Origin of the sequence: Thorsellia anophelis DSM 18579 (assembly GCF_900111395.1) — a bacterium.
Taxonomy (GTDB): domain Bacteria; phylum Pseudomonadota; class Gammaproteobacteria; order Enterobacterales; family Thorselliaceae; genus Thorsellia; species Thorsellia anophelis.
The window spans coordinates 110,019-133,699 of sequence record NZ_FOHV01000008.1; the positions used below are offsets into that span (position 1 = coordinate 110,019).

Sequence of the window (23,681 nt, forward strand, 5' to 3'; positions counted from 1 at the left end):
TATGAAAAATCGCGCAGTGGTGTTCGCCTACCATACAATAGGCTGTACGGGCATTGAATCTTTAATCAAAGCTGGATTTGAAATCATTACTGTTTTCACACATAAAGACTCCCCAAACGAGCATATCTATTTTGAATCTGTCGCAAAAAAATGTGCAGAACATAATTTGATGATATTTGCTCCTGATACGATTAATACTATGAAATGGGAAAGTTATATCGCTGAGCTTAATCCAGATTACATTTTTTCATTTTATTATCGTGAAAAAATAAGTATGAATATTCTTGAATTAGCTAAAATTGGAACATTCAATCTTCACGGTTCATTACTACCTCATTTCAGGGGGTGCGCTCCTCTTAATTGGGCTATTATAAAAGGTGCTTCTGAAACAGGTGTGACCATACATCATATGACAGATAGGTTAGATGCAGGAGAAATTGTTGCACAACAAAAAATACCAATTGATATCAACGATACTGCTCGTAGTTTATTGCATAAAATGAATATCGCAGCAGAGTTATTATTAGATAGAACTTTGCCTAAAATAAAAAGCCGCAATTACGTCACTATTTCACAACAAGAGTCACAAGCTTCTTATTTCCCAAGAAGAAAACCTGAGGATGGCCTAATAAATTGGGATAGTAATAGCCTTTCAATTTATAATCTAATTCGCGGGGTTAGTGCACCTTACCCTGGTGCATTTACATTCTATAAGAACCAAAAAATTATAATTTGGGAAGCTGCATTACTCACTCATAATTCACAGAACGATAAAAATTCTGCACCTGGCACTATTTTATCAACCGATCCCCTAATTATTGCAACCCTTGATGGTTCTCTTGAAGTAAAGTCTTGTCAAATAGAATCGCTAACAGACTCAAACAATACACCCATTACAAATATTTGGCTAAATGGAAATCAACTAGCAAAGCATTTCAATTTAAACAGGCTAGATAAATTTGGGCCAGTAAAAAATAAACAAGAAAAGCTCAAAACTGTGCTAATTATTGGAGTAAATGGTTTTATTGGGCAGCATCTTGCAACTAGATTACTCGCTGATGGAAATTATAGAGTTCACGGTGTTGATATTAATGATTCTGCTATTGCATCATTAAAAAATGATGTAAATTTCCGTTTTTATGAAGCTGATATTCTATTGCATAAAACTCAAATTGAATTTCTTATCAAATCTTCTGATATCGTATTTCCATTAGTCGCAATTGCTACTCCGGAATCGTACACTAAATCGCCCTTGACAGTGTTTGAACTTGATTTTGAAGCTAACTTGGAGATTATTAGGCACTGTGTAAAATATCAAAAAAGAATCATATTCCCTTCCACATCTGAAGTTTATGGGATGTGTAATGATGAAAAATTCAATGAAGAAAACTCAAATCTAATTATGGGTCCAATTAGCAAACAAAGATGGATATATGCAAGTTCAAAACAATTATTAGATAGAGTAATTTGGGCGTATGGGAGTGAAAATCAATTACAGTTTACATTATTTAGACCCTTCAACTGGATGGGGCCTGGTCTTGATTCATTAGAATTAGCTAGACAAGGAAAGTCTAGAGCGATTACAAAAATGATAGCAAATTTAGTTGATGGAGAACCTATCGCATTAGTTGAAGGTGGACTACAAAAACGCTGTTTTACTGATATCGAGGATGGGATTAATGCTCTCATCGCAATTATTGAAAATCATAATGGTCTGTGTGATGGACAAATTATCAATATTGGTAATCCTGAAAATGAAGCAAGTATTGCTGAATTAGCCAATCGATTAGTTAATGCTTATGTCAGTCACCCACTTTCGAAATATTTGCCAAAACCTCTACCAATAAAAGTTGTGGATGCAATGGATTTTTACGGGCAGGGATATCAAGATGTTGATTTTAGAAAACCTGATATCAGTCAGGCTAAAAATATACTGCATTGGACACCTGAGATCGCATTAGAGCAGACTCTGAAAAATACGCTTGACCATTTTTTAAGGCAAGCTGTCAAGCTCAATAAAAATCAATCTTCCTATGAGGCATTAAAATGAAAGTTGTAGGTTTAAGAATTGATGTAGATACATTAAAAGGCACCTCAATTGGCGTACCTAATTTATTAGAAATACTTGCAAAGCATAACATTAAAGCTTCATTTTATTTCAGTGTAGGGCCAGATAATATGGGAAGACATTTTTGGCGTCTACTCAGGCCTCATTTTTTAAAAAAGATGCTAATGTCGAAAGCTTACTCACTGTATGGTTGGAGTATTTTAACAGCTGGAACAGCTTGGCCTGGCAAATTAATAGGGAAACACGCTCGACTTGCAATACAAATGACAAAAGATGAGCAACATGAAATTGGCATGCATGCATGGGACCATCATGCTTGGCAACGCAATATTGCCCACTGGCCTGATGAAATCATTTTACGCCAGATTGAACTTGCCATGGATGAATTAATTGGCATTGTTGGAAACTGTGTTACCTCATCTGCTGTTGCAGGATGGCGGGCAACGCAACGGGTGATAGATATCAAGTCTAATTTCAATTTCACATACAATAGTGACTGTCGGGGAGATACCCCTTTTTTTCCATTACTATCCGATGGCACGTTAGGAACTATCCAAGTACCAGTATCTTTACCAACCTATGATGAAATTATTGGACATACGGTGAGCGAAGAGCACTATAATGCCTATATTCTTGATAAAATTCACCTACATTCTGGTGTCCCTGTTTACACAATTCATGCCGAAGTTGAAGGTATTTCAAAACTGGCTCTTTTCGAAAATTTTTTAACTATGGCAACTAAGGAACAAATTTCTTTTTGTCCTTTAATAGATTTAATCCCCTCCTCAGTAGAACATCTCCCTATATGCTCGATAGCAAAAGGCTTTATTACAGGCAGAGAAGGATGGGTAGCACAACAAAAACACATGGTTTAAATTTTCTAAATTTATCTTAAATCAATCTATTGATATCATAACTACAGGACTTAATACACAAGAATGAAAATAATTAACCATTATTTTACCTTATTAATAAGCGGTATATTCTTCATAATTTATATCGTCCCTCTAAATAATCGTTTACTTTGGCAACCTGATGAAGTCAGATATGCCGCTATTAGTAAAGAAATGATTGATAGTGGAAACTGGATTGTCCCTCATTTACTAGGTTTACGCTATTTCGAAAAACCAATTGCCGGCTATTGGCTTAATGCAATTAGCCAGCTTATATTTGGACATTCAAATTTTGCTGTCAGATTTGCATCAGTATTTAGTACGATGGTGACCGCTTTTTTTATCTATAAAATCACACTCATACTACTTAAATCGAAACAAACAGCACAATATGCAGTTTTGATTTTTTTAACATCTTTTTTAGTTTTTGCAGTTGGCACTTACAGTGTCCTTGATCCTATGTTAATGATGTGGATTACTGGTGCTATTTATGTATATACTAAAATTAATCAGGATGCTTTTAACCCTATACGAGCCCCTCACATTACAACTATTATTAAGAGCAGTCGCTTTACTTCTATAATTGGGTATGGATTAATTGGCTTTTTTTGTGCTATGGCAGTTTTAACAAAAGGATTTTTAGGTGTTGTAATTCCGGTCATAATTCTCCTACCAACATCAATATTAATAGGTCAAATTTATAGGGATTTGCGCTATTGTCTTATAACAATTTTTACGCTAATAGCCTTTTGTTTACCTTGGGCACTTGCTATTCACGCAAGGGAGCCAGACTATTGGCATTATTTCTTTTGGATAGAACATATACAGAGATTTGCGCATGATAATGCACAGCATAAAGCCCCCTTTTGGTATTATATGCCGATAATTTTATTAGCATCCTTACCTTGGTTAGGTTTTTTAATCCAAGCATGTTTTCACTGTATTACTAATAGAAATAAACCCACTTCATATTGGTTACTAATTAATTGGCTATGGATTCCCTTTATTTTCTTTAGTATCGCGAAAGGAAAATTATTGACCTATATTCTTGTTTGTATGCCTGCGTTAGCAATTACAATCGCTGCTTATATCAGTTACTTAATTCATAAAAAAAATACCATCAAGGCTTTAGATACTATCGGTAAATTCCGATTATCAGAACTTAACAAAATTTCACCTTTTACACTAAATGCAATAATTAATATTAGCTTTGGAGTTTTAGGAATAATATTACTCATGTTAATGATAAGTGGTTTTATTCCTTCATTAAACTTATTTTCAAAACATGAATTTAGTAAAGTAGGTATAGGAATAATTATTTTTTTTAGTTGGAGTTGTTTTGGTGGTTTAACTTTATTAAATAAGCATAGATATTGGTATCTAGCAGCTGGATGTCCCCTACTGTTAAGTTTGCTTTTTGGATTTACTGTTCCAGATAAAATCGTTGATTCAAAGCAGCCACAATCTTTTATACAAGATCATCTCCCATTATTAACAGATTCAACTGTAATTGTTTCAGATAGTATTGGCGTAGCAACAGCACTCGGATATGAACTTTCTAATCCTGAAATATTTTTATTAAATGAAAAAGGTGAACTTGCATATGGATTAGGCTACCCTGATAGTCAATATAGATTTATACCACAAGAAAACTTAAATAATTGGCTTAATGAAAAAAGAAAACATGGTAGTGTTGCGATTGTAAGGCTTAAAAAATCAAACTCATTAGTTCAACCTAGCTTACCTCCTGCTAGTTTTGTTTCAGAAGAGCACCGTTTTTCATTATATTGGTATGATCCATTTTGAGTATTTATCTCATACTTTTTATCACTAGCCTTCTCACTAGCGCAGGGCAGCTTTGCCAAAAACAAGCAGCATTAGTGAGAAATAGTGCTAACTCTGATATAAAAAAACCTAGCAATATAAAACATAATTGTATTCAGTTTATATCGTTATGTTGGACGTTAACTGCGGTTATTTTTTTAGGATTTGGTTTCATCACATGGTTATATGTATTAAGATATATCAATGTATCAATTGCTTACCCTCTGCTTAGTATTAACTATATATTTATTAGTTTAGGCGCAAGATATATTTTTAACGAGCAACTTAATGCTATTAATTATATTGGGTTAGTGATGATTATGGGTGGGATTGCTTTTCTTGTTAACTGAAACACAGTAAAAAAAAGCTCTGTCAAATATGATAGAGCTTAGATGCTTTCCATAAGAAATGAATTCATATCCTTATGTTAATCTTATTAATTTAGCTATTTTCGTTATGCCTTCTCTCCTTATCATTACGTCTTTGATCTTTTCTTCCTTCACGGCGTTCATCTTTAAGTTGAGAACGTTTTGATTCTCTTTGCTCTAAACTAGCTGTAAATTGTGTTTTTTGCTCAGGTGTAAGAAGGTTATATATCTCATTTTTAAGCTTTAACTTCTCTAGTTGCCTTGTTTGTCTTTGTTCAGCTTGAGCTTGTATGAGTTCTTTTGCTTTAGCTTCATCAAAGTTATTACTTAATGCAAGAGATTCTATTGCCTTACGAGTGTCTAATTGTTGATTTTGTTGAGTAGCTCTTTCCTGAATCAGTGCTGAAATTGCCTGCTTTTGTTCTTCTGTTAAATTCAATCCCGCAAACATTCTATCTATCTTAACTTGATGTTTATGTATTTGTCTATCAACACCCATATTATCGGTTTCGGCTAACACTGAAAAAGTTAACGTAGTCAGTATTGTAGGGATAAGTGCAAATTTAACTAATCTATTCATGTTATAACTCCTAAGGATTAAAAAAAACGACTAAATACACTGAAAATCATCTAGTCTTTATTAAGCGACGTAATTCTAACGAATCAGATGTAAACTAGAGTGCTTAACTGTAAATTATCCGTAAAAATCTTTAAACTTTCTAATGTTCATGAATATCTTCTGGGGTGACACAATATGTGCTCTACTCACTGTTCATAATCAAGATAGTTTTAAAATAAGCACAAAGATAACTCTTGCGTATACAATAGCTATCTTTGTTTATATAGGTCACACCAAAGTAAGCTTACGATTAACACAGGTGCACAAATGAATATTTTCAACAAAAATTTAAAATTTTTTGACTTTATTTTGGGGTCATTGTTTTTTTCGCGGGGCTTAAATGGGAGCAACCCGTCGATATCTTTGTTAAGCCAAGCGGGGAGTTTTGAAAAGGTTTTACTTCGTTTTTAATTTATCAAAAGTGCGTAAAACTTTGCCCTTTAGGGCTGGTATGTAAGCTCCGACTGCCTCGCAGTCCTCTTGGGAATTAGTGAGGTATACGTTGCTGTTCAATATACTGACGTACGACAGCAATAGGCGCACCGCTACAACTGCCCGCAAACTAACTTGGTGATCACAGAGCGCTTCCCCACAGTTTTTGGCGAATGCTAGGATAATTTTTGCCTAATCAGCCGACTAGATACGCCCTTGAGTCTATTGACGAGTTTAGAAATAGCCGCCTTTGGCGGGAGTTGACCAGTAAGTGAACATAATCATCCTCACCGTCAAACTCGAAGAGTTCAGATTCAAAATCGGCACAAACATCAGTAAAGATCAGACATGATTCATCCTGTATGGTTTTAGTAAAGACATCACGTCGATATTTTGTGACAAAGACTAAGTAAACGTGAATTAGAAATACGCAATTTCTTCTGTGTCTGATATCTTGATTTTTTCTCATAGACCAATTGAAATTCATATATGAAACGACCTCAAGCTTTTAAACTTGAATTGAAGCCTAGCGGTATACAACGGCGTAATATGCCCCGTTTTGCTGGAGCGTGTCGTTTCGTCTTTAACAAGTCAGACGTGCCCGTGTTATGGTCACATTGCTAGGGAGAATCGACAGACACAAGCCCAGTTTCAATGTGTCAATTGTTGTTATGAAAATCACGCAAATGTGGTCGGTACGATTAATATCTTAGAGCGGGGGCACCGCTTGTTAGCTTGTGGAGAGAATGTGTGGTTAGCCATCTCTGTGAAGCAAGAACCCACCGAAGTGACTCCTTTAAGTAATTGAAGGTGCGCAGTAAGGATCCCCTTGCTTTAGCAGGGGGAGGATGTCAATTAGGAGAATTACCTCCCAACACAGAAAGTAATTAGTTATTTTAAATCAATGTATCATGCGTTTTTTTGGAGCAAATAGGGAGTAAAATTCACCAACCACAAAACACATAAGATATTGATTATATAAAGATATTATTCTACACGAATTCTCCCTGATCTTCATCCGGAACTATGTTTAGACCCAAGTGAAGTTGATTTGAGCTGTTCAGCCCTGCAATTTGCTTTAGCTCGTCAGGTGTCTCATCATTGAACGTCGCTAGGTAATAGTAAGGATGGCCGTCGTTACTGCCTACTAGATCGTAATCAACGAAGTACTGCTCTACCTCTTCGAGCGTCCAATGAACTTCTCCGGCAATGGCTATTAATAGATATGTATTGTTGTCAGAATGGTTGTGGCCCTTAGGTAGAACCGAAAGTTCAGCAGATGTGATCCCTTTATTCTTCCAGTTTCTCAGAATGCCAGACCATAAATTAGCTCGAAGATTTGAACTGGGTTGGAATCTAGACGCATTCCAATGAATGACATCTCGTTCACCGTTTTTCAAATGAAGAACGACCTGTGCCTTCTTGCGAGCTATCAACTCATTTTTGAAAGCGGTCTCATCAGGGACAAAGGTTAGGGACGGTTTGTTTTCGCTTGACTTGGGTCCGCCCTCTTCAACCGAGTCGAGCAATCGCACGACAACTCTCTCTGGTGTGTCGAATCCGACAGCCAACGCTTCCAATCTGCGCTACACATCATCGGAAATGCTAATAGTGACTGGCGTCTTAATATCTCCATAGGTTTAACTATATATAGAACTAGACATGGTTGTTTATATAGATTAAGTTTTTCAGAGAAAGAGCCTAGCTTTTTTTGTTCAACAAACCACCATTTTCTTAACGGTTCATAACTTAGCAAGTTGGTTGGAATTTAATCTATAAATTTGTTAAAATACTTGTATAAAATTCTATGTTAAAATAACGTACATGAATCAAAAGATTGGCTATGCCAGAGTTTCAACCGACGATAAAAACCTGCATTTGCAGAGAGATGCGTTGGCTGCTGGTTGCGAGATCATTTACGAGGACAAGGCCAGTGGGAAGAATGCCGCTAGACCCGAACTGGATAACTGCTTAAAGGCTCTTAGACCTGGGGATACATTGGTCGTTTGGAAGCTAGATAGGTTAGGTCGTAGTCTGGCAGACTTAGTGAACGTTGTTACCCATCTGGTTGATGAGCGACCGGTTGGATTTCTGAGCCTACAAGAACAGATTGAAACGAACAGTGCTTCTGGAAAGCTGGTTTTTCATGTGTTTGCTTTGGCTGAATTTGAGCGAAATTTGATTAGCGAGCGTACTAAGGCGGGATTGGAAGCCGAAAGAGCTCTCGGTCGCTTGGGTGGGCGGAAGCCAAAGTTACAGAAAAAAGATATCAGGGAGATTAGGGCATTACTCAAAGATGGTTCTATTCCTGTATCTGATGTTGCTAGGCGATATGGTGTATCTATATAATCATGTAGGGGTGGTGAGTGTACAAAGTTCTAGAGGGGATTAAGTGCTTAAACCCTGTCATACTACACAGACTTTATTGTATAAAGTTGGTAAAGTTCCCCCGTCTTATGGAGATTGAATAATGGCTACTGCGGAACAACTAAAAGCGCTTTTAAAGAGTCACGCTGAACGTGACGATCAGCGTTTTTACTCTGTTGCCCTTCAGGTTGCTGCCAATGAAGCTCGACAGGGGCATAATAAGCTTGCGAGCGATATTAAAAATCTTGTTGAGAAATCTCAGCGTTCTACCAATAAGCTGGGTCTAGCATCGTCTAGAACTATACCTTTTGCGCAACAGAATCAAAGTGAGTTAAAAGGTCTATTAGAGCTCACGCCACACAGTGTTCGTCTTAATGAGCTTGTTCTTTCTGATGACATACAAGAACGTATGGAGAAGGTGATATTAGAACAACGTCAGAAGGACAAACTCAGTCAGTTTGGTTTGCAGCCGCGTAGAAAACTTCTTTTTACTGGTTCTCCTGGAACTGGTAAGACAATGTCTGCATCTATGTTGGCAACAGAGTTAAAATTACCTCTTTATACAATCGTCCTAGATAATCTTATTACACGTTTTATGGGGGAGACTGCTGCAAAGTTGCGTTTGATCTTTGATCATATAAGGCAAACAAGAGCTGTTTATCTTTTTGACGAATTTGATGCTATAGGAACTCAACGAGGTGCACCCAATGATGTTGGGGAAATTCGTAGGGTGTTAAACTCATTTTTGTTGTTTGTAGAGCAAGATGCATCAGAGAGTATTATTGTTGCAGCTACAAACCATCCAGAGTTACTAGACCAAGCGCTTTATAGAAGATTTGATGATATCATTAAGTTTGAAAAACCAAAATTTGATCAAATATGCCTTCTTATTCAAAACCGTCTATCACTTTTCGATACCGATGATTTTGATTGGAGGATGGTTGCTGAAGCTGCAAATGGTTTGAGCTCTGCTGAGATTACCCGATCTTGTGAAGATGCAGCTAAAGAAGCTGTTTTGAATTTTAATGCAAAAATAACAAGTGAAATACTGTTAAAGGCCTTTTCTAGAAGGCAGTCAGGTAATAACAAATAAAAAGTATATAAGGGAATTATATGGTTTCTAAAAGGAAGCATTTAGATGTGGCTCGTTTTTTCATTGACGAACCTTTTAAATCTAAAAGGCCTGGTCGAAATTCAGGTGTTCCTAGTCGAGATAGAAACCAACATGGAAGTTATTTGGCTGGTTTATATCAGAATTTAATAAATGCTTACGAACAAAAAAGAAAACAACAAATTAATCCTATCACAGATGATTCTGGTATTTATGTTGAAATTGTCGGAGCTGATGGATGCAAGCTCCCTTTAGATAGTTTAGATAACAGAGATTTTAAACTCTGTTCTTGCCAGATGAGAGGAGATAGAGAGTTCGCGTTAATTTTTATACCCGAAGATAAGCGTGATACATTCCTTAAAAAAATACAACAGTATTTAGACCCTCAGAAAGATGGAAAACCAAATAAGGAAGGCGTTTCTTTTCCTCGAAATCATACGTTAATAGATAGTATTTCCGAGATAAGACTTGCAAGTTTGGAGTCATTTTGGACAGATCCTATAGAGTTATTTCCTGCAGATAGGAATCTTGATGTTTGGTGGGAATTATGGTTGAAAAGTAACACCGTAGACGACGTTAAAAAAATAGCAGAGTCTCTTGCTGAAAGAGTTGATGGTCGCTTAGGAAACACATCTCTTTCATTTTTCAATTCTTTTGTTGTTCTTATTAAAGCCTCAGTTAATAAACTAGAGAAAGCTCCTGAATTAATTTCAAATTTAGAAGAAATTCGGAAAGCGAAGGAGACACCAGTTCCCATCATTAGCTCTTCACCAAAAGAGCAACAAGAGTGGCTGAAGAGTATTTCTGATCGAGTATCTCTTTCAGATAATATAACAACCAGTGTGTCAATACTTGATACTGGTATTAATTACAATAACATGCTGTTAAGTAAAGTGTGCTGTGATGATTTTTCTGTTTCTTGGGATCCTGATTGGCCCAAATACGATCAATATCAAGCACAAGCGCCGTTTAATGAGCATGGTTCTTTGCAGGCAGGACTTGCAGCATTTGGAAATTTGATGGATGTCGTTTTAGGAAATAGCGCTATCCAACTATCACATGTTATTGAGTCAGCAAGAATTTTACCTCCTCAAGGCAACAATGATCCCTTTTTATATGGGGCTATAACGGTAGGAACAGCATCCAAACTTGAAGTAGATAGGCCTGATATAAATAGAGTATATAGCCTTGCTGTTACGTCTGATCATGAGAGAGAAAGTGGCAGACCTTCTTCATGGTCTGCAGAAATTGATCAATTCACTTCTGGTATGCAAGATGGAAAGCGGAGACTTTTTGTTATTTCTGCCGGTAACAACTTAGATATTCGTCCTGACCAAGACTACTGGGATCAAGTCAATCTCGCGCAGATAGAAGATCCAGCTCAAGCATGGAATGCTATTACTGTTGGGGCATATACAGAAATGACCACAAATGATGACCCCTATTTTGAAGGTTGGTCACCATTTGCAATGGCGGGTGATGTTGCTCCATCAAGTCGTTCTTCGGTGAATTGGGCGTGGAGAAAACAAGCACCATTTAAGCCAGATGTAGTTGCCGAAGGTGATAATCGACTTTTGTCACCTGATAAGACTGAACTCAGTAATGAAGATACTGTTGGATTATTAACAACATCAGGAAAAACTACCGGTCAGGTTTTTGAACGGGGTAGTGATACAAGCGCTGCGTGTGCGTTAGTCTCGAGATGTGCGGCTCAGTTAACAGCCGAGTATCCTGAACTTTGGCCCGAGACTATACGAGGTTTGATAATTCACTCTGCGGAGTGGACTCCACGAATTATGGAACGATTTGGTTTATTAAGTGCAGTACATAGTCCTAAAGTAGCAAAAGAAACATTATTGCGTACGGTTGGGTATGGTGTAACAAACATTGATAGAGCTAGATATAGTGCTGACCATGCGCTTACTTTGATCGCTGAGGGCGAAATTCAGCCATTTATCAAATCCCAAGATGCTAATGCGTCATCTGATCCTAGACTAAATCAAATGAAACTTTATCAGTTACCTTGGCCTCTCGCGGAATTGCAAAATTTGCCGCCAGAGTTAGAAGTTAAACTCAAAGTTACTTTATCTTACTTCATAGAACCTAATCCTGGTAGGAGAGGCTATCGTACAAGATATAGCTATCAATCTCATGGTTTAAGGTTTGAAACTATCAGACCTGGTCAATCAATTGCTAACTTCCGTTCTTACATTAATGGTTTAGCAAATATGGATGATTACGATGGACCAGAAGGTGACAATGATGGGTGGTTTTTAGGGAGTCAACTTCGAACAAGAGGTTCAATTCATTCAGATTACTGGACTGGTAGTGCTCAAGATTTAGCTGATATGCATACTATAGCTATTTTTCCAGTCGGGGGATGGTGGAAATATAAAACTGCAGAAGAGCGGTGGGAAAATAGAGTGCAGTTTAGCCTTCTTATTAGTATTGAAGTACCTGATGAGAGTGTTGATATTTACTCTGTAATAGAGAATCAGATTGAAGTTGCAATAGAAAATCAGGTCGCAATAGAAATTGTAACTTGAGTTACCAAAAGCCATGAGTTTAATTTCCCCTGTCTTATTTTAAGATAAGAAAATACTTCTAGGAGTTGAAAGCAAGGATGAAACTGCACAGTATTCGGATATCAAATTTTCAAAGTTTTGGTGCTGAACCAACAGAACTGACACTGGAAAATATTACCTATCTGATTGGCCCCAACGGGTCAGGCGGAACCTGTCAAGAAAGTTGTCATCTTGGGCATCATACTGGGTAAATAAGTCACCTTGATTGAGGTTGGGATGAGCTTCACTTTTACGACCAAACGTCCTTTGGTTCATGAGCGTAATATGAGTACGTAAGATGCTATTTTCTGCAATGTAATTAGCAATACCTTGCTCAAATTTATGAATGAGTACGATTAATTGCTCTTTTGAGAGCAACTCATAGTTCTTTTCTGTAGACTCATAGGCAGGTGTATTCATGCCTTGTATCATAACAAAATACAAAGCACAAACCCATAAATAAATTATAAAAAAACAGATGCTTAAGCTTGATTTTCTCATGGCTTAATCAGTATCAACAGACCTAAAACCTCAGGGATGCACGCTGCATACTGGTAGCGTATTTTGCTCTATTGCAAAACAAACTCCTTGAGGTTAATGCCATCAATTTGCTGAAAACTTATCCTCTGACTGAGCCAATTAAACTGTTCGGGTGTGAGGATCAACTCTGTTTGGCCTGTTTTAATCTTAGGGAAATTTCGCCCATACAGCTTACACTGGCAGAGCCAAATTCCATGTGAGTCAACCGTGATGAGTTTTAACATCGTTCTCTGACGGTTAGTAAAAATAAAAAGGGTCCCCTCATGCCAATTATCAGGATAATTCATCTGTACGTGGCTAGCTAAACGGCTCAGTCCAGCGCGCATATCAAAGGGGCTGTCACAAAAAAGATAGAGGTTGGATTAAACATGCCCTAGCATCTGTAGCACTTGTGAAAGTAATCGGACATCATATTGAATTTGCAAGCCAGAGGTCAAGATGAGACTCGCCACTGGCGGTGGCGGTTTAATTTCACTTGCTGCAAGTAAACCAGATGAACATTATGAATTGGGTTGTTTGACTTGTGGTCGTGATTGAGGTGAATGATGAGTAGAATTGTCTAAACACACACCATCGACGCTCACCTGAGGAGCAACCGTAACGGGGATGATATCACTAAGCATTTTACTAGGAGATATGGTAACAGAGTTTTCTACAGCAGCTAATTCAGGGCTTGGAACAGACGCACTCTCAGCCAATGTTTTTTTCAATAACTGAACCCAACTTTTAAAAGTGTGAATGTTTATTTGATGTAGTTCGCTGTACTGTCTTTGGGTTAAACCAGACTTTCGCCAATCGACTACGTGGGCAGATTTATCTTCAATCGTTAACTTCATAGCGCAATATCCCCATTAGGTTGAAATTGCGCTCAGTTTAGAGGATACAAAATTTAAAAATAGTTGCGTTTATCGTGTGTTTACACAACAAAATCATTAATGACGAATTTAAATTCTATCTACATGCATTATGCATTTATTTTAATCATATGATAAACTGCGTCTTTTTGCAAAAATCGCATTCATTACCAATAAAACGTGAGACAATTGTATGAAAGTTAGAAATAATGTCGTCCCGTACTGCTACTTAACAATTAGTATCTTGATGGTTTCAATAGCACAAATCTTCCTAGCTAAAGGCATGCAGAACAGTTCAATACAAACCAGTATTGATAAGCTTTATATTATTCAAGTTTTTGATGTATATGCAATAGCCTCAATGTTACTTGATCTCTTGAAACAGCATAAATATATAATAATAGGTATGCTATGCTATATTGCTTCTTTTTTAATCTGGGGGAAAACCTTAACCTACTTTGCATTGTCAAAAGCCTATTCATTTTTAAGTTTGAGCTATATAATTGTATACGCTTTTTCATTTTACTTTTTACCTACAACAGATAATCAGTTCAAATTAAGTCATTTTTTCGGTATTGCATTAATAATTTTAGGCGTAGTTGCTGTGATGTATAAAGGTAAATTGCATGATGCTAAGTAGTTAAGCTGGTGGTTTAGGCTATTGCCAACAATTCAAGCCACATAATTTTTTGTAGTAAGCAAGACAGATACTTCATAATCATACAATAGATATCTTTAGAATTTTCGCTCAAATAAATAATTAACGTGAACTTATCAATTTTCTTACTACGTCTGATATAATAACATAACTATCCTGAGCTACTGCTTAGGCATCTCAATAATTAATAAACCATTCTTATCTTGAATAAAACTAAAAGGATTGTTTCGTGACTCAAACCATTTCTAATTCAACGACTACTTCGTTTCCAAATAATCATCATTCAAAAGTATATGAAGCGATTTCACAATCAATCACATCAGACTATCATCATAGTAATATAGAATCTACCATACAAAATTACTGGAATGAGAACAAAACATTTAATGTCACAGAAGATGCAACAAAAGAAAAATATTATTGTTTATCCATGCTACCGTACCCTTCTGGTCGCCTACACATGGGGCATGTGCGTAATTACACGATTGGAGATGTCATTTCAAGATTTCAAAAAATGCAAGGAAAAAATGTCTTACAACCAATAGGTTGGGATGCTTTTGGATTACCTGCTGAAGGAGCTGCTGTAAAAAATAATACTGCACCAGCGCCTTGGACGTATGAAAACATTGCGTATATGAAAAAACAATTAATGGCACTAGGATTTGGCTATGATTGGAGTCGGGAATTTGCAACTTGTGATCCTGACTATTATCGTTGGGAACAATGGTTTTTTACAGAGTTATATCAAAAAGGATTAGTTTATAAAAAAACTTCGGCGGTAAATTGGTGTCCACATGATCAAACAGTTCTAGCTAATGAACAAGTCATTGAGGGCTGCTGCTGGAGATGTGATACGCAAGTTGAACGCAAAGAAATCCCTCAATGGTTTATAAAAATCACTGACTATGCTGATGAATTACTTGCTGATTTAGATAAACTTGATGAGTGGCCAGAACAAGTTAAAACAATGCAACGTAACTGGATAGGTCGCTCAGAAGGTTTAAACATTACATTTAATGTTACTGGGATAACGGATGAAGCAATCAATAAATTAACCGTATACACCACTAGACCAGATACTTTTATGGGCGTCACTTATGTTGCTGTTGCTGCAGGTCATCCACTTGCCATTTTAGCAGCTAAAGACAATTCTGAATTAGCTCAATTTTTAGAAACATGTAAGACTACAAAAGTTGCTGAAGCCGATATGGCAACAATGGAAAAACTCGGAATGGCGACAGGATTATCTGTCACTCATCCACTAACAGGTAAACAGATCCCTATTTGGGTTGCTAATTTTGTACTTATGGAGTATGGAACTGGTGCGGTCATGGCCGTACCTGCACATGATCAAAGAGACTTTGAATTTGCGACTAAATACAAATTAAATATTACACCTGTCATTTTAAACACTGACGGTAGTGAGCCTGTTTTAACTGAAAGTGCAATGACAGATAAAGGTCGCTTATTTAATTCAGGTGAATTTGATGGATTAGATTTTCAATCTGCATTTAATGCTATTGCGGATAAGTTAATTAAGCTAGGTAAAGGTGAGAAAAAAATTAACTATCGTCTGAGAGATTGGGGAGTTTCTCGTCAAAGATATTGGGGGGCACCAATCCCTATTGCTACAATGGAAGATGGTACACAAAGAGCAATTCCATCAGACATGTTGCCTGTTATCTTACCTGAAGATGTGGTTATGGATGGTATAATTAGTCCAATTAAAGCGGATGTTAACTGGGCTAAAATCACGATTGACGGAATGCCTGCATTAAAAGAAACCGATACCTTTGACACGTTTATGGAGTCATCTTGGTACTACGCTAGATATACATCAGCTCAATATCATGAAGGAATGTTAGACCCTAAAGCAGCCAATTATTGGTTACCTGTAGATCAGTATATAGGCGGAATAGAGCATGCTATCATGCATTTGCTTTACTTTAGATTCTTCCATAAACTACTTAGGGATGCAGGACTAGTAAACTCTGATGAACCCGCTAAACGTCTGCTATGCCAAGGTATGGTACTTGCTGATGCTTTTTATTATATTGGTGAAACTGGTCAAAGAGTATGGGTATCCCCATTAGAAGTTGATATCAAACGAGATGAGAAAGGAAAAATTATTTCAGCTGTTGATAAAGATGGGAACATTCTGACTTACGCTGGAATGAGTAAAATGTCTAAGTCAAAAAATAACGGCATTGATCCTCAAGATATGGTTGACAAGTATGGTGCTGACACGGTTAGATTATTTGTTATGTTTGCCGCTCCTCCAGAAATGACGTTAGAATGGCAAGAATCAGGAGTAGAGGGTACAAATCGTTTCCTAAGGCGCGTATGGAGATTAGTATTTGAGCATTCAGCAAAAGGCCCTACTACACCCGTTAATGTTTCTCTGCTAACTAATGAACAACTCAATTTAAGAAGGGAACTGTATAAAACACTAGCGAAAGTTACAGATGACATTGGTCGTAGACAAGCGTTTAATACGGCAATAGCAGCAGTAATGGAATTATTAAATCATCTAACTAAAGCAAGCCAAGAGACTGAACAAGATAGAGCTCTAATGCATGAAGCATTAACTATTGTTATTTTAATGCTAAATCCATTTATGCCGCATGCAAGCTTTATATTATGGCAAAAACTAGGTTACTCTGAATCAATAGATACAGCAATGTGGCCAGTAATGGATGAATCTGCGCTTATCGAAACCTCTAAGGAAATTGTTTTGCAGGTAAATGGCAAAGTTAGGGGGAAAATCCAAGTTCCTGCTGATTGTAGTGAAGAACAAGCGAAAATACTTGCATTATCTGAACCTAACATTATTAAATATACTGAAGGCTTAACACTTCGAAAAGCGATTTATGTACCAGGTAAATTGTTTAATTTTGTCGTAAGTTAAACAATAACAAAAAAAGCTCCAATCTTGGTCAATAATTAAATTGGCCGAGATAAATATTGGATAATCCAAAAGATAGGAATATATGCAACAAAGACTTACAACTCGACACCTTAAAACGCGCAATTTTGACATTATCAAAATTAATGCATTATTTGGGTTTAAGCTAATAACTTTAGCACTCCTCCTGGTTTTAACTGGATGTGGTTTTAGTTTAAGAGGTACAACCTATCAAATTCCAGAGGAGCTTAAGACTATCGAGCTCTTTTCTAATGATCCAAATGGGCCGCTCTCTAGAACACTGCGTAATGAATTACGATTAAATAATGTTACGCTTATTGCTTCGAGTGATAATCTAACCAAAAATGGTAAACAAGATCAATTTATACATCCTCGCTTTGGCGTTGTAACCACTACAGAATCAAGGGATACTGCCTCTATTTTCATGAACGGTAAAAGTGCTGAGTATCAGTTGAATTTAGAAGTGACAGCCCATTTAATTGTTGCAGAAAAGGGAATATTCCCAATGACAGTCAGAATACATAGGACTTTTTTTGATAACCCACTAGCAGCAATGCAAAAAAATAGTGAACAAGAAATCATTCGACAAGAAATGCGTCAACAGGCGGCTCAAGAACTTGTTAGACGGTTGAGTGCCTTTAGAATTGAGTCAATAAATACAGAAGCTACAATTTTGCCTTAGCAATAAAAGTGGTTACTATTTTTTGCTAATAGAAGGATAATCGTATGCGACTTTACGACAATCAACTGATAACATCTCATTTAAGCCAACCTGAGCCAAAAGGAAAGCTTAGACCAAAATATCTAATTACTGGGACAGAGCTTCTATTAGTTGAAGAAAGTGCGCAGGCCATTTTGTCACGTGCAAAAACTGAAGGATTTAGTGAACATGATAGTTTTAATATAGAAGCAAAAACAGACTGGAACTCAATTTTTTCTCTATGTGAAGGATTGAGTCTATTCTCTGACAGACGTATCATTTCAATTCAATTACCTGAGTCATCTATTACTGCAAGCATTGGTGAAAAACTTATAGAGCTATCGACACTTTTACACCAAGATATTTTATTGATTATTAAGTTGCCAAAACCTACAAAAGCATTAGAAAATAGCAAGTGGTATAAAGCCCTATTTAATGATGACACAATTACGGTGATATGCGTCACGCCAAACCGAGAAAACTTATCAACCTGGGTAGATAGAAGAGCAAAAAATATTGGGTTAAAACTTGAATTAGAAGCTATTCATGAACTTTGCTACCACTATGAGGGAAATCTACTAGCCTTATCACAAATGCTGAATAATCTTTCATTACTCTTTACTGATAAGCTAGTCACCGCAATAAATTTAAAGAACATTCTATTTGATGCTGCTCACTTCACACCATACCATTGGATAGATGCATTATTGTTAGGGAAAGCAAAACGGTCTTTACACATATTACAACAATTAAAAAAAGAAGAATTCGAGCCTATTATTTTAATTAGGACATTACAAACTGAACTCATACAAATGATCAAAATGTCTTCACAATTATCGCAAACTGATATTCGCTCTATATTTGATCATTTCAAAATTTGGCAGAATCGCCGCAATTTCTATACTGAAGCACTTAAAAGACTATCCTTTACTCAATTATCAATTGCTTTAAGTTCACTAGCTGAACTTGAAATACAAATAAAAAGTGATTATTCAGCTAACATTTGGTCTGATCTAAATGATATTTCACTACTAATTTGCAGTAAAAAACCTCTACATAAAACAAACTTGATTATACAATAATGAAGTTAGGCAACTTGCATACGTTTATTATTAGCTTTAGAGTGTCAAAATGAACACATCAAACCAAAAACCAGTTACTTATTACGGCGGCACTTTCGATCCCATTCATAATGGGCACATCAGTATATGCAAAGCAGTCGCTAATCAATTAAACCTTGAGACCATTACACTTTTACCCAACAATATCCCCCCACATAGACCTCAGCCTATTGCATCACCAATACAACGCTTAACCATGCTTAAACTTGCAATCGAAAATGAAAGTATTTTTGAGATCGATACAAGGGAACTTAAGAAAAAGAGTCATTCATATACAATTGAAACATTGATAGAATTAAGAGAAGAGATAGGTAAAGATACGCCTCTACTGTTTATTATTGGAGAAGATTCACTTAATACAATAGATAGCTGGCACAAATGGGAATCCCTTCTAGATTATTGTCATATCATTGTTTGTAAAAGAGAAGATAATAAATATCGTATTGATAATAAAATATTAAACGAATGGATAAATCAGAATAAAACAGCCTCTACAACTAACATTACTCATTATTCAAATGGGTATATCTATAAAGCAAATACACCCTATTTCCAAATATCAGCCACAGAAATACGTCGATTAAGAATGCAAATGCAAGAAATTGATTTTCTTTTGCCTGACTCAGTGAAAAAATATATTATAGAAAATGCTATTTATATCTGAACCATTTCAAAAAGGAATAATCTTAACTAAGTACTATCTTCAAGTAGATAGAATGATTACTGTTATATTTTGAGGTATGAAGGATTTATCATTAAGTTGATAAATAATCGGATGGTGGTGGGAGAAGGATTCGAACCTTCGAAGTCGATGACGGCAGATTTACAGTCTGCTCCCTTTGACCGCTCGGGAACCCCACCATATAATAAAACTTAATTATATAACCAGCGCATTATAGCGCTATTTTTCATTTTGTAAAGCTGACTTAGAACTGATTGATTATAAATACCCCGTAAACAGTACACCCTTTAAGCAACTAAGGATGTGCACTGTCAAGTGTTGCATGTAAATTATTTCAGTTTAATAATTCACTCGATAATAATAATGAGAAGTCATAGAATAATGGTATGATTATCTTGAACAAAAACACGCTCAGCAATTACTTTTTCAAGCGCACGACTTAAGACATTTTTTTCGACGTCTCTGCCTGCTTTCATCATTGTCTCTGCTGTATAGGTGTGATCTACATGGATCACATCCTGCATAATAATTGGACCCTCATCAAGATTATTGTTAACAAAATGAGCTGTTGCGCCGATAATTTTAACACCTCTTTCATAAGCTTGATGGTATGGCTTAGCCCCTATGAACGCTGGCAAAAATGAGTGATGAATGTTAATAATTTTTTTATCAAAAAAGGCAACAAATTCAGGGGTTAACACTCTCATATACTTCGCCAAAACAACATAATCAGGCGAGAATTCAGATATTTTAGTTCGCATCGCTAAATCATGTGCTTCGCGAGTTAATCCTTCATGCGAAATTAAATAAAATGGTATATTAAATCGTTCAACTAGGGGTTGTAACAGTGCATGATTACCAATTACTGCGCATATTTCAACATCTAGATCGCCATAAGCTTGTTTCATTAACAGATCACCTAGGCAATGGGCTTCCTTTGTTACTAAGATAACAATTTTTTGCTTTATGCCAGATTTAAGCTCATAAATAGATTTTTCTGGAAGTGATGACCCAAGATCTGCTAGAAAAATTTCATCATTAAAAATTCCTTCTAGTTCTGTTCGCATAAAGAAATGCCCTGACCTATGATCCACAAACTCGCTATTCTGAATAATATTCAATTGATGCTTGTAACAGATATTAGTTATTTTTGATATCAATCCTTTTGCATCAGGACATTGGGTTCTTAAAATTTTACGCTGTGTAAGCTTATTGATGTTATTTAAAACTGAATTTTGTTGTTCATTTGTATCTATTTTGAGATTCATAATTTCTTCTTAAGCATTTATTAAATTATTAAAAGCATTAATCACGGCAAACTTATAAACAAGCATCACCTGGCTTTGTTAATACGAATACATCTGCATAAATCTATTTATTTAAACCTAGACAAAATTTCAAAAAACATCATTTAGCGCACAGCCTATGTACTTCTTCTATGCAGTTTTATGTTCCAATGATATCGAAATGGTCATATTATTTGAATTGAGCTTGATTGTTCAAAAGAATAGATAACACTGTAGTGGATTTCCGACTATATTTAAAGATCGTAACATAAGTTAGTCCAGCCTGCAATTGACTGAGTATATTAATGTATTTAAGTTAAGGAAGATGAGATTATCAACTAACAACGTTTGATGCATGACAGCTATTATAATCCCAAACAATGGTAAAATATGCTTTCAGCTTTATTTAATTACACTCATTGTATTACCGTTTCAAGAGTGTTTAGAATCAGTAAACCAATACAGTTCAAGCATTTGTTTGAAATAACATCACCATAACAAGCATAGTTAGAAATGGTAGGAATTATTTACAGGGTCTATTATTTAGTTTAACACTATATTTTTTAAGCATACTATATGATCATCCTCTAGCCAAAACGTAATCTTATGTGCGCTAATGATTCTACTTACTATCTCTTCACGAATTTTTAGCCATTCTTCACAAGCGTAAAAATTAGCTAATTGTTCCGCATATTCAATTTCTGAATTGAATGCACGTATCAACAAATATTGGCTTCGATCATGTAATGATGGTCCAAAACTTACAACCTTAATCCCCATTTGCTTATGCAGTGGAATAGATAAATTTACTTCAGCGTCATGAAATGCATCTTCCTGCTCTTTTTTTAGTTCATAAGTCATTAATTCAATATAGCGTCTACGGCTCATATAGTTACCTTCTATGTTTAACTCTATTCCACAAATTTATTTTTTGTATTTTATTTACTTCTCTCTCTATATCGTTCTTTTTTACATAGCAAAGCAATCAAAATCCCTATAGATTGGAAAACAACAATTAACGGCGCAGTTGCGACATCAAGATGAAAACTTAATAGTATTCCCAAAATGATTGTCATCACTGAAAATATAATTGATAAAAATACCATTTGTTCAAATCTCTTAACTATTATAAAACCAAACATCCCTGGTATTATTAGAAGCGCTACAACAAATAATATCCCCACAGCCTGTATTGAAATAACAATTACTAGACAGAGAACTAAAAGTAAAAAATAATGGTATAACCTTGTGGATTTCCCTAGCATTTTCAGATGAATGGAATCAAAACAAAATAAAATCAAATCCTTACTCTTAACCAACAAAAGTAGGAATACGCAAAACAAAATGATGATATCCTTTAGCATATTATCAGCATCAACCCCTAGGATATTACCAAACAAGATGTGTGTTAAATGCAATTGAGTTTCTATAAAAGCAAATAAAAACAATCCAAGTGCAAAAAAAAATGAAAAAACAATACCAACCACACTATCTTCTTTTAATCTTGTACTAGATTTAATATAAGCAATTAAAATAGTCGTAATGAAGCCTGCAATAAATGCGCCAATAATGATTGGCATGTTGATTAACGTACTTAATATTATCCCAGGGAGCACAGCATGAGAAATAGCATCTCCCATTAACGCCCAACCCTTTAGCACTAAAAAACACGATAAAAAAGCACAGACAATACCAATTGTAAGCCCCATGACTAAGGCCCTTTGCATAAACGGATAGGTAAAGGGTTCAACAAAAAAATTATAGAGCTCAATCATAAAGTATGTTTTTCTCCTAAATAAGATTTAGGATGATAAGTCCCTATTTTTTTTCTACGCCTAATAAGTTTGTTTAGCAATCCATGCTTTGGTGCAAAAATAAAGCACAAGACAAATATTAATCCTTGGATTAAAACAATTACAGGCCCTGCAGAAACATTTAAAAAAAAGCTAAAATAACTTCCAAAAAATGCACTTAAACCACCAGTTAACATGGCAATAAAAGCAAGCATACCTATTCTATCTGATAGTAAATAAGCACAAGAACCAGGTATAATTAAAAGTGCAATAACGAGTATAGCACCAACTGCTTGAAGTGATATCACGATCACAGCACTTAATATCGTAAAAAAAAGCAATTTAACTTTTAGTTCACTAACTCCTATTGCATGCGCATAACCACTGTCAAATATCACTGTTACTAAGTTTTTAAATAAAAAGACCATAATGGCCAACGAAAGAAAAAATACAATTGCAATTTGGACATACTCGTTTTGATTAATTGTATAGACAGTTCCCATGATTATAGTTTGTATACTGATATCTATTGGAAAAATAGATATTAATAGCAACCCTAGAGCAAAAAAACTTGAAAACACAAATCCGATTACTACATCTTCTTTTAATTTGCTGACCTTAGTGATAAAGACCATAGCGAAGGCTGCGATTATTCCACTGAAAAAAGCCCCAACAATAAAAGGTAGACTTAACCAATAAGCAATCGCAACGCCAGGAACTACCGCGTGTGATAAAGCATCGCCAATTAATGACCAATTATTCAGAACTAAAAAGGAAGAAAGTAAAGCGCAAATAATTCCTACGGCTGTGCAGATAAGCATCGCGTTTATCATAAATTGGTAATCAAACGGTAATAGCAGTATATCAATCATCAC

21 protein-coding genes, 1 tRNA gene and 3 pseudogenes are annotated in these 23,681 nt (G+C 35.8%); 14 read left to right on the forward strand and 11 right to left on the reverse strand.

The features are described 5' to 3' along the window. The first annotated feature begins 1 nt into the window (after position 1). The 4 genes from arnA (at position 2) to BMW37_RS06670 (ending at position 5,135) form a co-directional block, all read left to right on the forward strand. Positions 2 to 2,050: a bifunctional UDP-4-amino-4-deoxy-L-arabinose formyltransferase/UDP-glucuronic acid oxidase ArnA gene (arnA, locus tag BMW37_RS06655; RefSeq protein ID WP_093318844.1), complete on the forward strand. Its 2,049-nt coding sequence runs from the start codon at positions 2 to 4 to the stop codon at positions 2,048 to 2,050. Beyond that, positions 2,047 to 2,943, forward strand: a complete 897-nt coding sequence (arnD, locus tag BMW37_RS06660) for a 4-deoxy-4-formamido-L-arabinose-phosphoundecaprenol deformylase (protein WP_093318845.1) — start codon at positions 2,047 to 2,049, stop codon at positions 2,941 to 2,943. Before arnA ends, arnD begins: the two co-directional genes overlap by 4 nt. Before the next feature lie 63 nt (positions 2,944 to 3,006). Then, positions 3,007 to 4,767 carry a lipid IV(A) 4-amino-4-deoxy-L-arabinosyltransferase gene (gene arnT, locus BMW37_RS06665; protein ID WP_093318846.1) on the forward strand — a complete coding sequence of 587 codons (1,761 nt, stop codon included), beginning with the start codon at positions 3,007 to 3,009 and terminating at the stop codon, positions 4,765 to 4,767. Next, positions 4,764 to 5,135, forward strand: coding sequence for an EamA family transporter (locus tag BMW37_RS06670; RefSeq protein ID WP_177168601.1), 372 nt, complete (start codon positions 4,764 to 4,766; stop codon positions 5,133 to 5,135). Before arnT ends, BMW37_RS06670 begins: the two co-directional genes overlap by 4 nt. Positions 5,136 to 5,226: 91 nt before the next feature. On the opposite strand, the gene BMW37_RS06675 is transcribed toward BMW37_RS06670, so the two are convergent. Both BMW37_RS06675 and tnpA (BMW37_RS06680) read right to left on the reverse strand, forming a co-directional pair. Further along, on the reverse strand, positions 5,227 to 5,733 hold the full coding sequence (locus BMW37_RS06675; RefSeq protein ID WP_093318848.1) for a Spy/CpxP family protein refolding chaperone: 507 nt from the start codon (positions 5,731 to 5,733) through the stop codon (positions 5,227 to 5,229). A 526-nt stretch (positions 5,734 to 6,259) separates the two neighbouring features. After that, positions 6,260 to 6,673 (reverse strand): annotated as a pseudogene (gene tnpA, locus BMW37_RS06680) (IS200/IS605 family transposase). Between the two features lie 20 nt (positions 6,674 to 6,693). Between tnpA (BMW37_RS06680) and BMW37_RS15915 the strand changes: the two are divergent. Both BMW37_RS15915 and BMW37_RS15920 read left to right on the forward strand, forming a co-directional pair. Then, positions 6,694 to 6,798, forward strand: a pseudogene (locus BMW37_RS15915) (helix-turn-helix domain-containing protein); the annotation flags it as partial. After that, entirely contained in the window at positions 6,764 to 7,012 is a 249-nt protein-coding gene (locus BMW37_RS15920) for a zinc ribbon domain-containing protein (protein WP_218139471.1), read from the forward strand. The pseudogene BMW37_RS15915 and the gene BMW37_RS15920, both read left to right, overlap by 35 nt. Positions 7,013 to 7,196: 184 nt before the next feature. Here BMW37_RS15920 and BMW37_RS06695 read toward each other — a convergent pair whose 3' ends face one another. Continuing rightward, positions 7,197 to 7,784, reverse strand: a complete 588-nt coding sequence (locus BMW37_RS06695; RefSeq protein WP_218139473.1) for a hypothetical protein — start codon at positions 7,782 to 7,784, stop codon at positions 7,197 to 7,199. A 244-nt stretch (positions 7,785 to 8,028) separates the two neighbouring features. Between BMW37_RS06695 and BMW37_RS06700 the strand changes: the two genes are divergently transcribed. The 3 genes from BMW37_RS06700 to BMW37_RS06710 all read left to right on the forward strand — a co-directional run bounded on the left by BMW37_RS06700 (position 8,029) and on the right by BMW37_RS06710 (position 12,228). After that, positions 8,029 to 8,553 carry a recombinase family protein gene (locus tag BMW37_RS06700; protein ID WP_093318850.1) on the forward strand — a complete coding sequence of 175 codons (525 nt, stop codon included), beginning with the start codon at positions 8,029 to 8,031 and terminating at the stop codon, positions 8,551 to 8,553. Positions 8,554 to 8,674: 121 nt separating this feature from the next. After that, positions 8,675 to 9,664, forward strand: coding sequence for an AAA family ATPase (locus tag BMW37_RS06705; protein ID WP_093318851.1), 990 nt, complete (start codon positions 8,675 to 8,677; stop codon positions 9,662 to 9,664). A 20-nt stretch (positions 9,665 to 9,684) separates the two neighbouring features. Next, positions 9,685 to 12,228 (forward strand): S8 family peptidase, encoded by a 2,544-nt coding sequence (locus BMW37_RS06710; RefSeq protein ID WP_093318852.1) that lies wholly within the window; start codon positions 9,685 to 9,687, stop codon positions 12,226 to 12,228. A 153-nt stretch (positions 12,229 to 12,381) separates the two neighbouring features. On the opposite strand, the gene BMW37_RS15090 is transcribed toward BMW37_RS06710, so the two are convergent. The 3 genes and pseudogenes from BMW37_RS15090 to tnpA (BMW37_RS06720) form a co-directional block, all read right to left on the reverse strand. Continuing rightward, positions 12,382 to 12,678, reverse strand: a complete 297-nt coding sequence (locus BMW37_RS15090) for a hypothetical protein (protein ID WP_177168602.1) — start codon at positions 12,676 to 12,678, stop codon at positions 12,382 to 12,384. 137 nt (positions 12,679 to 12,815) lie between these two features. Then, positions 12,816 to 13,124 (reverse strand): annotated as a pseudogene (gene tnpB / locus BMW37_RS06715) (IS66 family insertion sequence element accessory protein TnpB); the annotation flags it as partial. Between the two features lie 162 nt (positions 13,125 to 13,286). Further along, complete coding sequence (tnpA, locus tag BMW37_RS06720; RefSeq protein ID WP_093318856.1) at positions 13,287 to 13,622, reverse strand: IS66 family insertion sequence element accessory protein TnpA; 336 nt, start codon at positions 13,620 to 13,622, stop codon at positions 13,287 to 13,289. Positions 13,623 to 13,833: 211 nt separating this feature from the next. On the opposite strand from tnpA (BMW37_RS06720), the gene BMW37_RS06725 reads away from it, so the two are divergent. The 5 genes from BMW37_RS06725 (at position 13,834) to nadD (ending at position 19,709) form a co-directional block, all read left to right on the forward strand. Then, entirely contained in the window at positions 13,834 to 14,280 is a 447-nt protein-coding gene (locus BMW37_RS06725; protein WP_143047604.1) for a DMT family transporter, read from the forward strand. Between the two features lie 331 nt (positions 14,281 to 14,611). Next, positions 14,612 to 17,206, forward strand: a complete 2,595-nt coding sequence (gene leuS / locus BMW37_RS06730) for a leucine--tRNA ligase (protein WP_093318974.1) — start codon at positions 14,612 to 14,614, stop codon at positions 17,204 to 17,206. 82 nt (positions 17,207 to 17,288) lie between these two features. After that, the gene (gene lptE / locus BMW37_RS06735) at positions 17,289 to 17,906 is read left to right on the forward strand and encodes an LPS assembly lipoprotein LptE (protein WP_093318862.1); all 618 of its coding nucleotides are present in this window, start codon (positions 17,289 to 17,291) and stop codon (positions 17,904 to 17,906) included. A gap of 44 nt (positions 17,907 to 17,950) precedes the next feature. Continuing rightward, entirely contained in the window at positions 17,951 to 19,006 is a 1,056-nt protein-coding gene (gene holA / locus BMW37_RS06740) for a DNA polymerase III subunit delta (protein WP_093318864.1), read from the forward strand. Positions 19,007 to 19,055: 49 nt separating this feature from the next. Then, entirely contained in the window at positions 19,056 to 19,709 is a 654-nt protein-coding gene (gene nadD, locus BMW37_RS06745) for a nicotinate-nucleotide adenylyltransferase (RefSeq protein WP_093318867.1), read from the forward strand. A 112-nt stretch (positions 19,710 to 19,821) separates the two neighbouring features. On the opposite strand, the gene BMW37_RS06750 is transcribed toward nadD, so the two are convergent. The 5 genes from BMW37_RS06750 to BMW37_RS06770 form a co-directional block, all read right to left on the reverse strand. Beyond that, a tRNA-Tyr gene (locus BMW37_RS06750) sits at positions 19,822 to 19,906 on the reverse strand. Between the two features lie 192 nt (positions 19,907 to 20,098). Then, entirely contained in the window at positions 20,099 to 20,995 is an 897-nt protein-coding gene (purU, locus tag BMW37_RS06755) for a formyltetrahydrofolate deformylase (RefSeq protein ID WP_425441765.1), read from the reverse strand. Between the two features lie 561 nt (positions 20,996 to 21,556). Continuing rightward, positions 21,557 to 21,901, reverse strand: coding sequence for a hypothetical protein (locus BMW37_RS06760; protein WP_093318870.1), 345 nt, complete (start codon positions 21,899 to 21,901; stop codon positions 21,557 to 21,559). 50 nt (positions 21,902 to 21,951) lie between these two features. Beyond that, positions 21,952 to 22,788, reverse strand: a complete 837-nt coding sequence (locus tag BMW37_RS06765; RefSeq protein ID WP_093318872.1) for a metal ABC transporter permease — start codon at positions 22,786 to 22,788, stop codon at positions 21,952 to 21,954. Further along, complete coding sequence (locus BMW37_RS06770) at positions 22,785 to 23,678, reverse strand: metal ABC transporter permease (protein ID WP_093318875.1); 894 nt, start codon at positions 23,676 to 23,678, stop codon at positions 22,785 to 22,787. Before BMW37_RS06770 ends, BMW37_RS06765 begins: the two co-directional genes overlap by 4 nt. Positions 23,679 to 23,681 lie beyond the last annotated feature (3 nt).

Excerpts from the sequence above, each read along its gene's own strand:
- arnA (WP_093318844.1), top strand. The coding sequence starts at position 2 with ATGAAAAATCGCGCAGTGGTGTTCGCCTACCATACAATAGGCTGTACG.
- arnD (WP_093318845.1), top strand. The coding sequence starts at position 2,047 with ATGAAAGTTGTAGGTTTAAGAATTGATGTAGATACATTAAAAGGCACC.
- arnT (WP_093318846.1), top strand. The coding sequence starts at position 3,007 with ATGAAAATAATTAACCATTATTTTACCTTATTAATAAGCGGTATATTC.
- BMW37_RS06675 (WP_093318848.1), bottom strand. The coding sequence starts at position 5,733 with ATGAATAGATTAGTTAAATTTGCACTTATCCCTACAATACTGACTACG.
- BMW37_RS06700 (WP_093318850.1), top strand. The coding sequence starts at position 8,029 with ATGAATCAAAAGATTGGCTATGCCAGAGTTTCAACCGACGATAAAAAC.
- BMW37_RS06705 (WP_093318851.1), top strand. The coding sequence starts at position 8,675 with ATGGCTACTGCGGAACAACTAAAAGCGCTTTTAAAGAGTCACGCTGAA.
- BMW37_RS06710 (WP_093318852.1), top strand. The coding sequence starts at position 9,685 with ATGGTTTCTAAAAGGAAGCATTTAGATGTGGCTCGTTTTTTCATTGAC.
- BMW37_RS15090 (WP_177168602.1), bottom strand. The coding sequence starts at position 12,678 with ATGATACAAGGCATGAATACACCTGCCTATGAGTCTACAGAAAAGAAC.
- tnpA (WP_093318856.1), bottom strand. The coding sequence starts at position 13,622 with ATGAAGTTAACGATTGAAGATAAATCTGCCCACGTAGTCGATTGGCGA.
- BMW37_RS06725 (WP_143047604.1), top strand. The coding sequence starts at position 13,834 with ATGAAAGTTAGAAATAATGTCGTCCCGTACTGCTACTTAACAATTAGT.
- lptE (WP_093318862.1), top strand. The coding sequence starts at position 17,289 with ATGCAACAAAGACTTACAACTCGACACCTTAAAACGCGCAATTTTGAC.
- holA (WP_093318864.1), top strand. The coding sequence starts at position 17,951 with ATGCGACTTTACGACAATCAACTGATAACATCTCATTTAAGCCAACCT.
- nadD (WP_093318867.1), top strand. The coding sequence starts at position 19,056 with ATGAACACATCAAACCAAAAACCAGTTACTTATTACGGCGGCACTTTC.
- purU (WP_425441765.1), bottom strand. The coding sequence starts at position 20,995 with ATGAATCTCAAAATAGATACAAATGAACAACAAAATTCAGTTTTAAAT.
- BMW37_RS06760 (WP_093318870.1), bottom strand. The coding sequence starts at position 21,901 with ATGAGCCGTAGACGCTATATTGAATTAATGACTTATGAACTAAAAAAA.
- BMW37_RS06765 (WP_093318872.1), bottom strand. The coding sequence starts at position 22,788 with ATGATTGAGCTCTATAATTTTTTTGTTGAACCCTTTACCTATCCGTTT.
- BMW37_RS06770 (WP_093318875.1), bottom strand. The coding sequence starts at position 23,678 with ATGATTGATATACTGCTATTACCGTTTGATTACCAATTTATGATAAAC.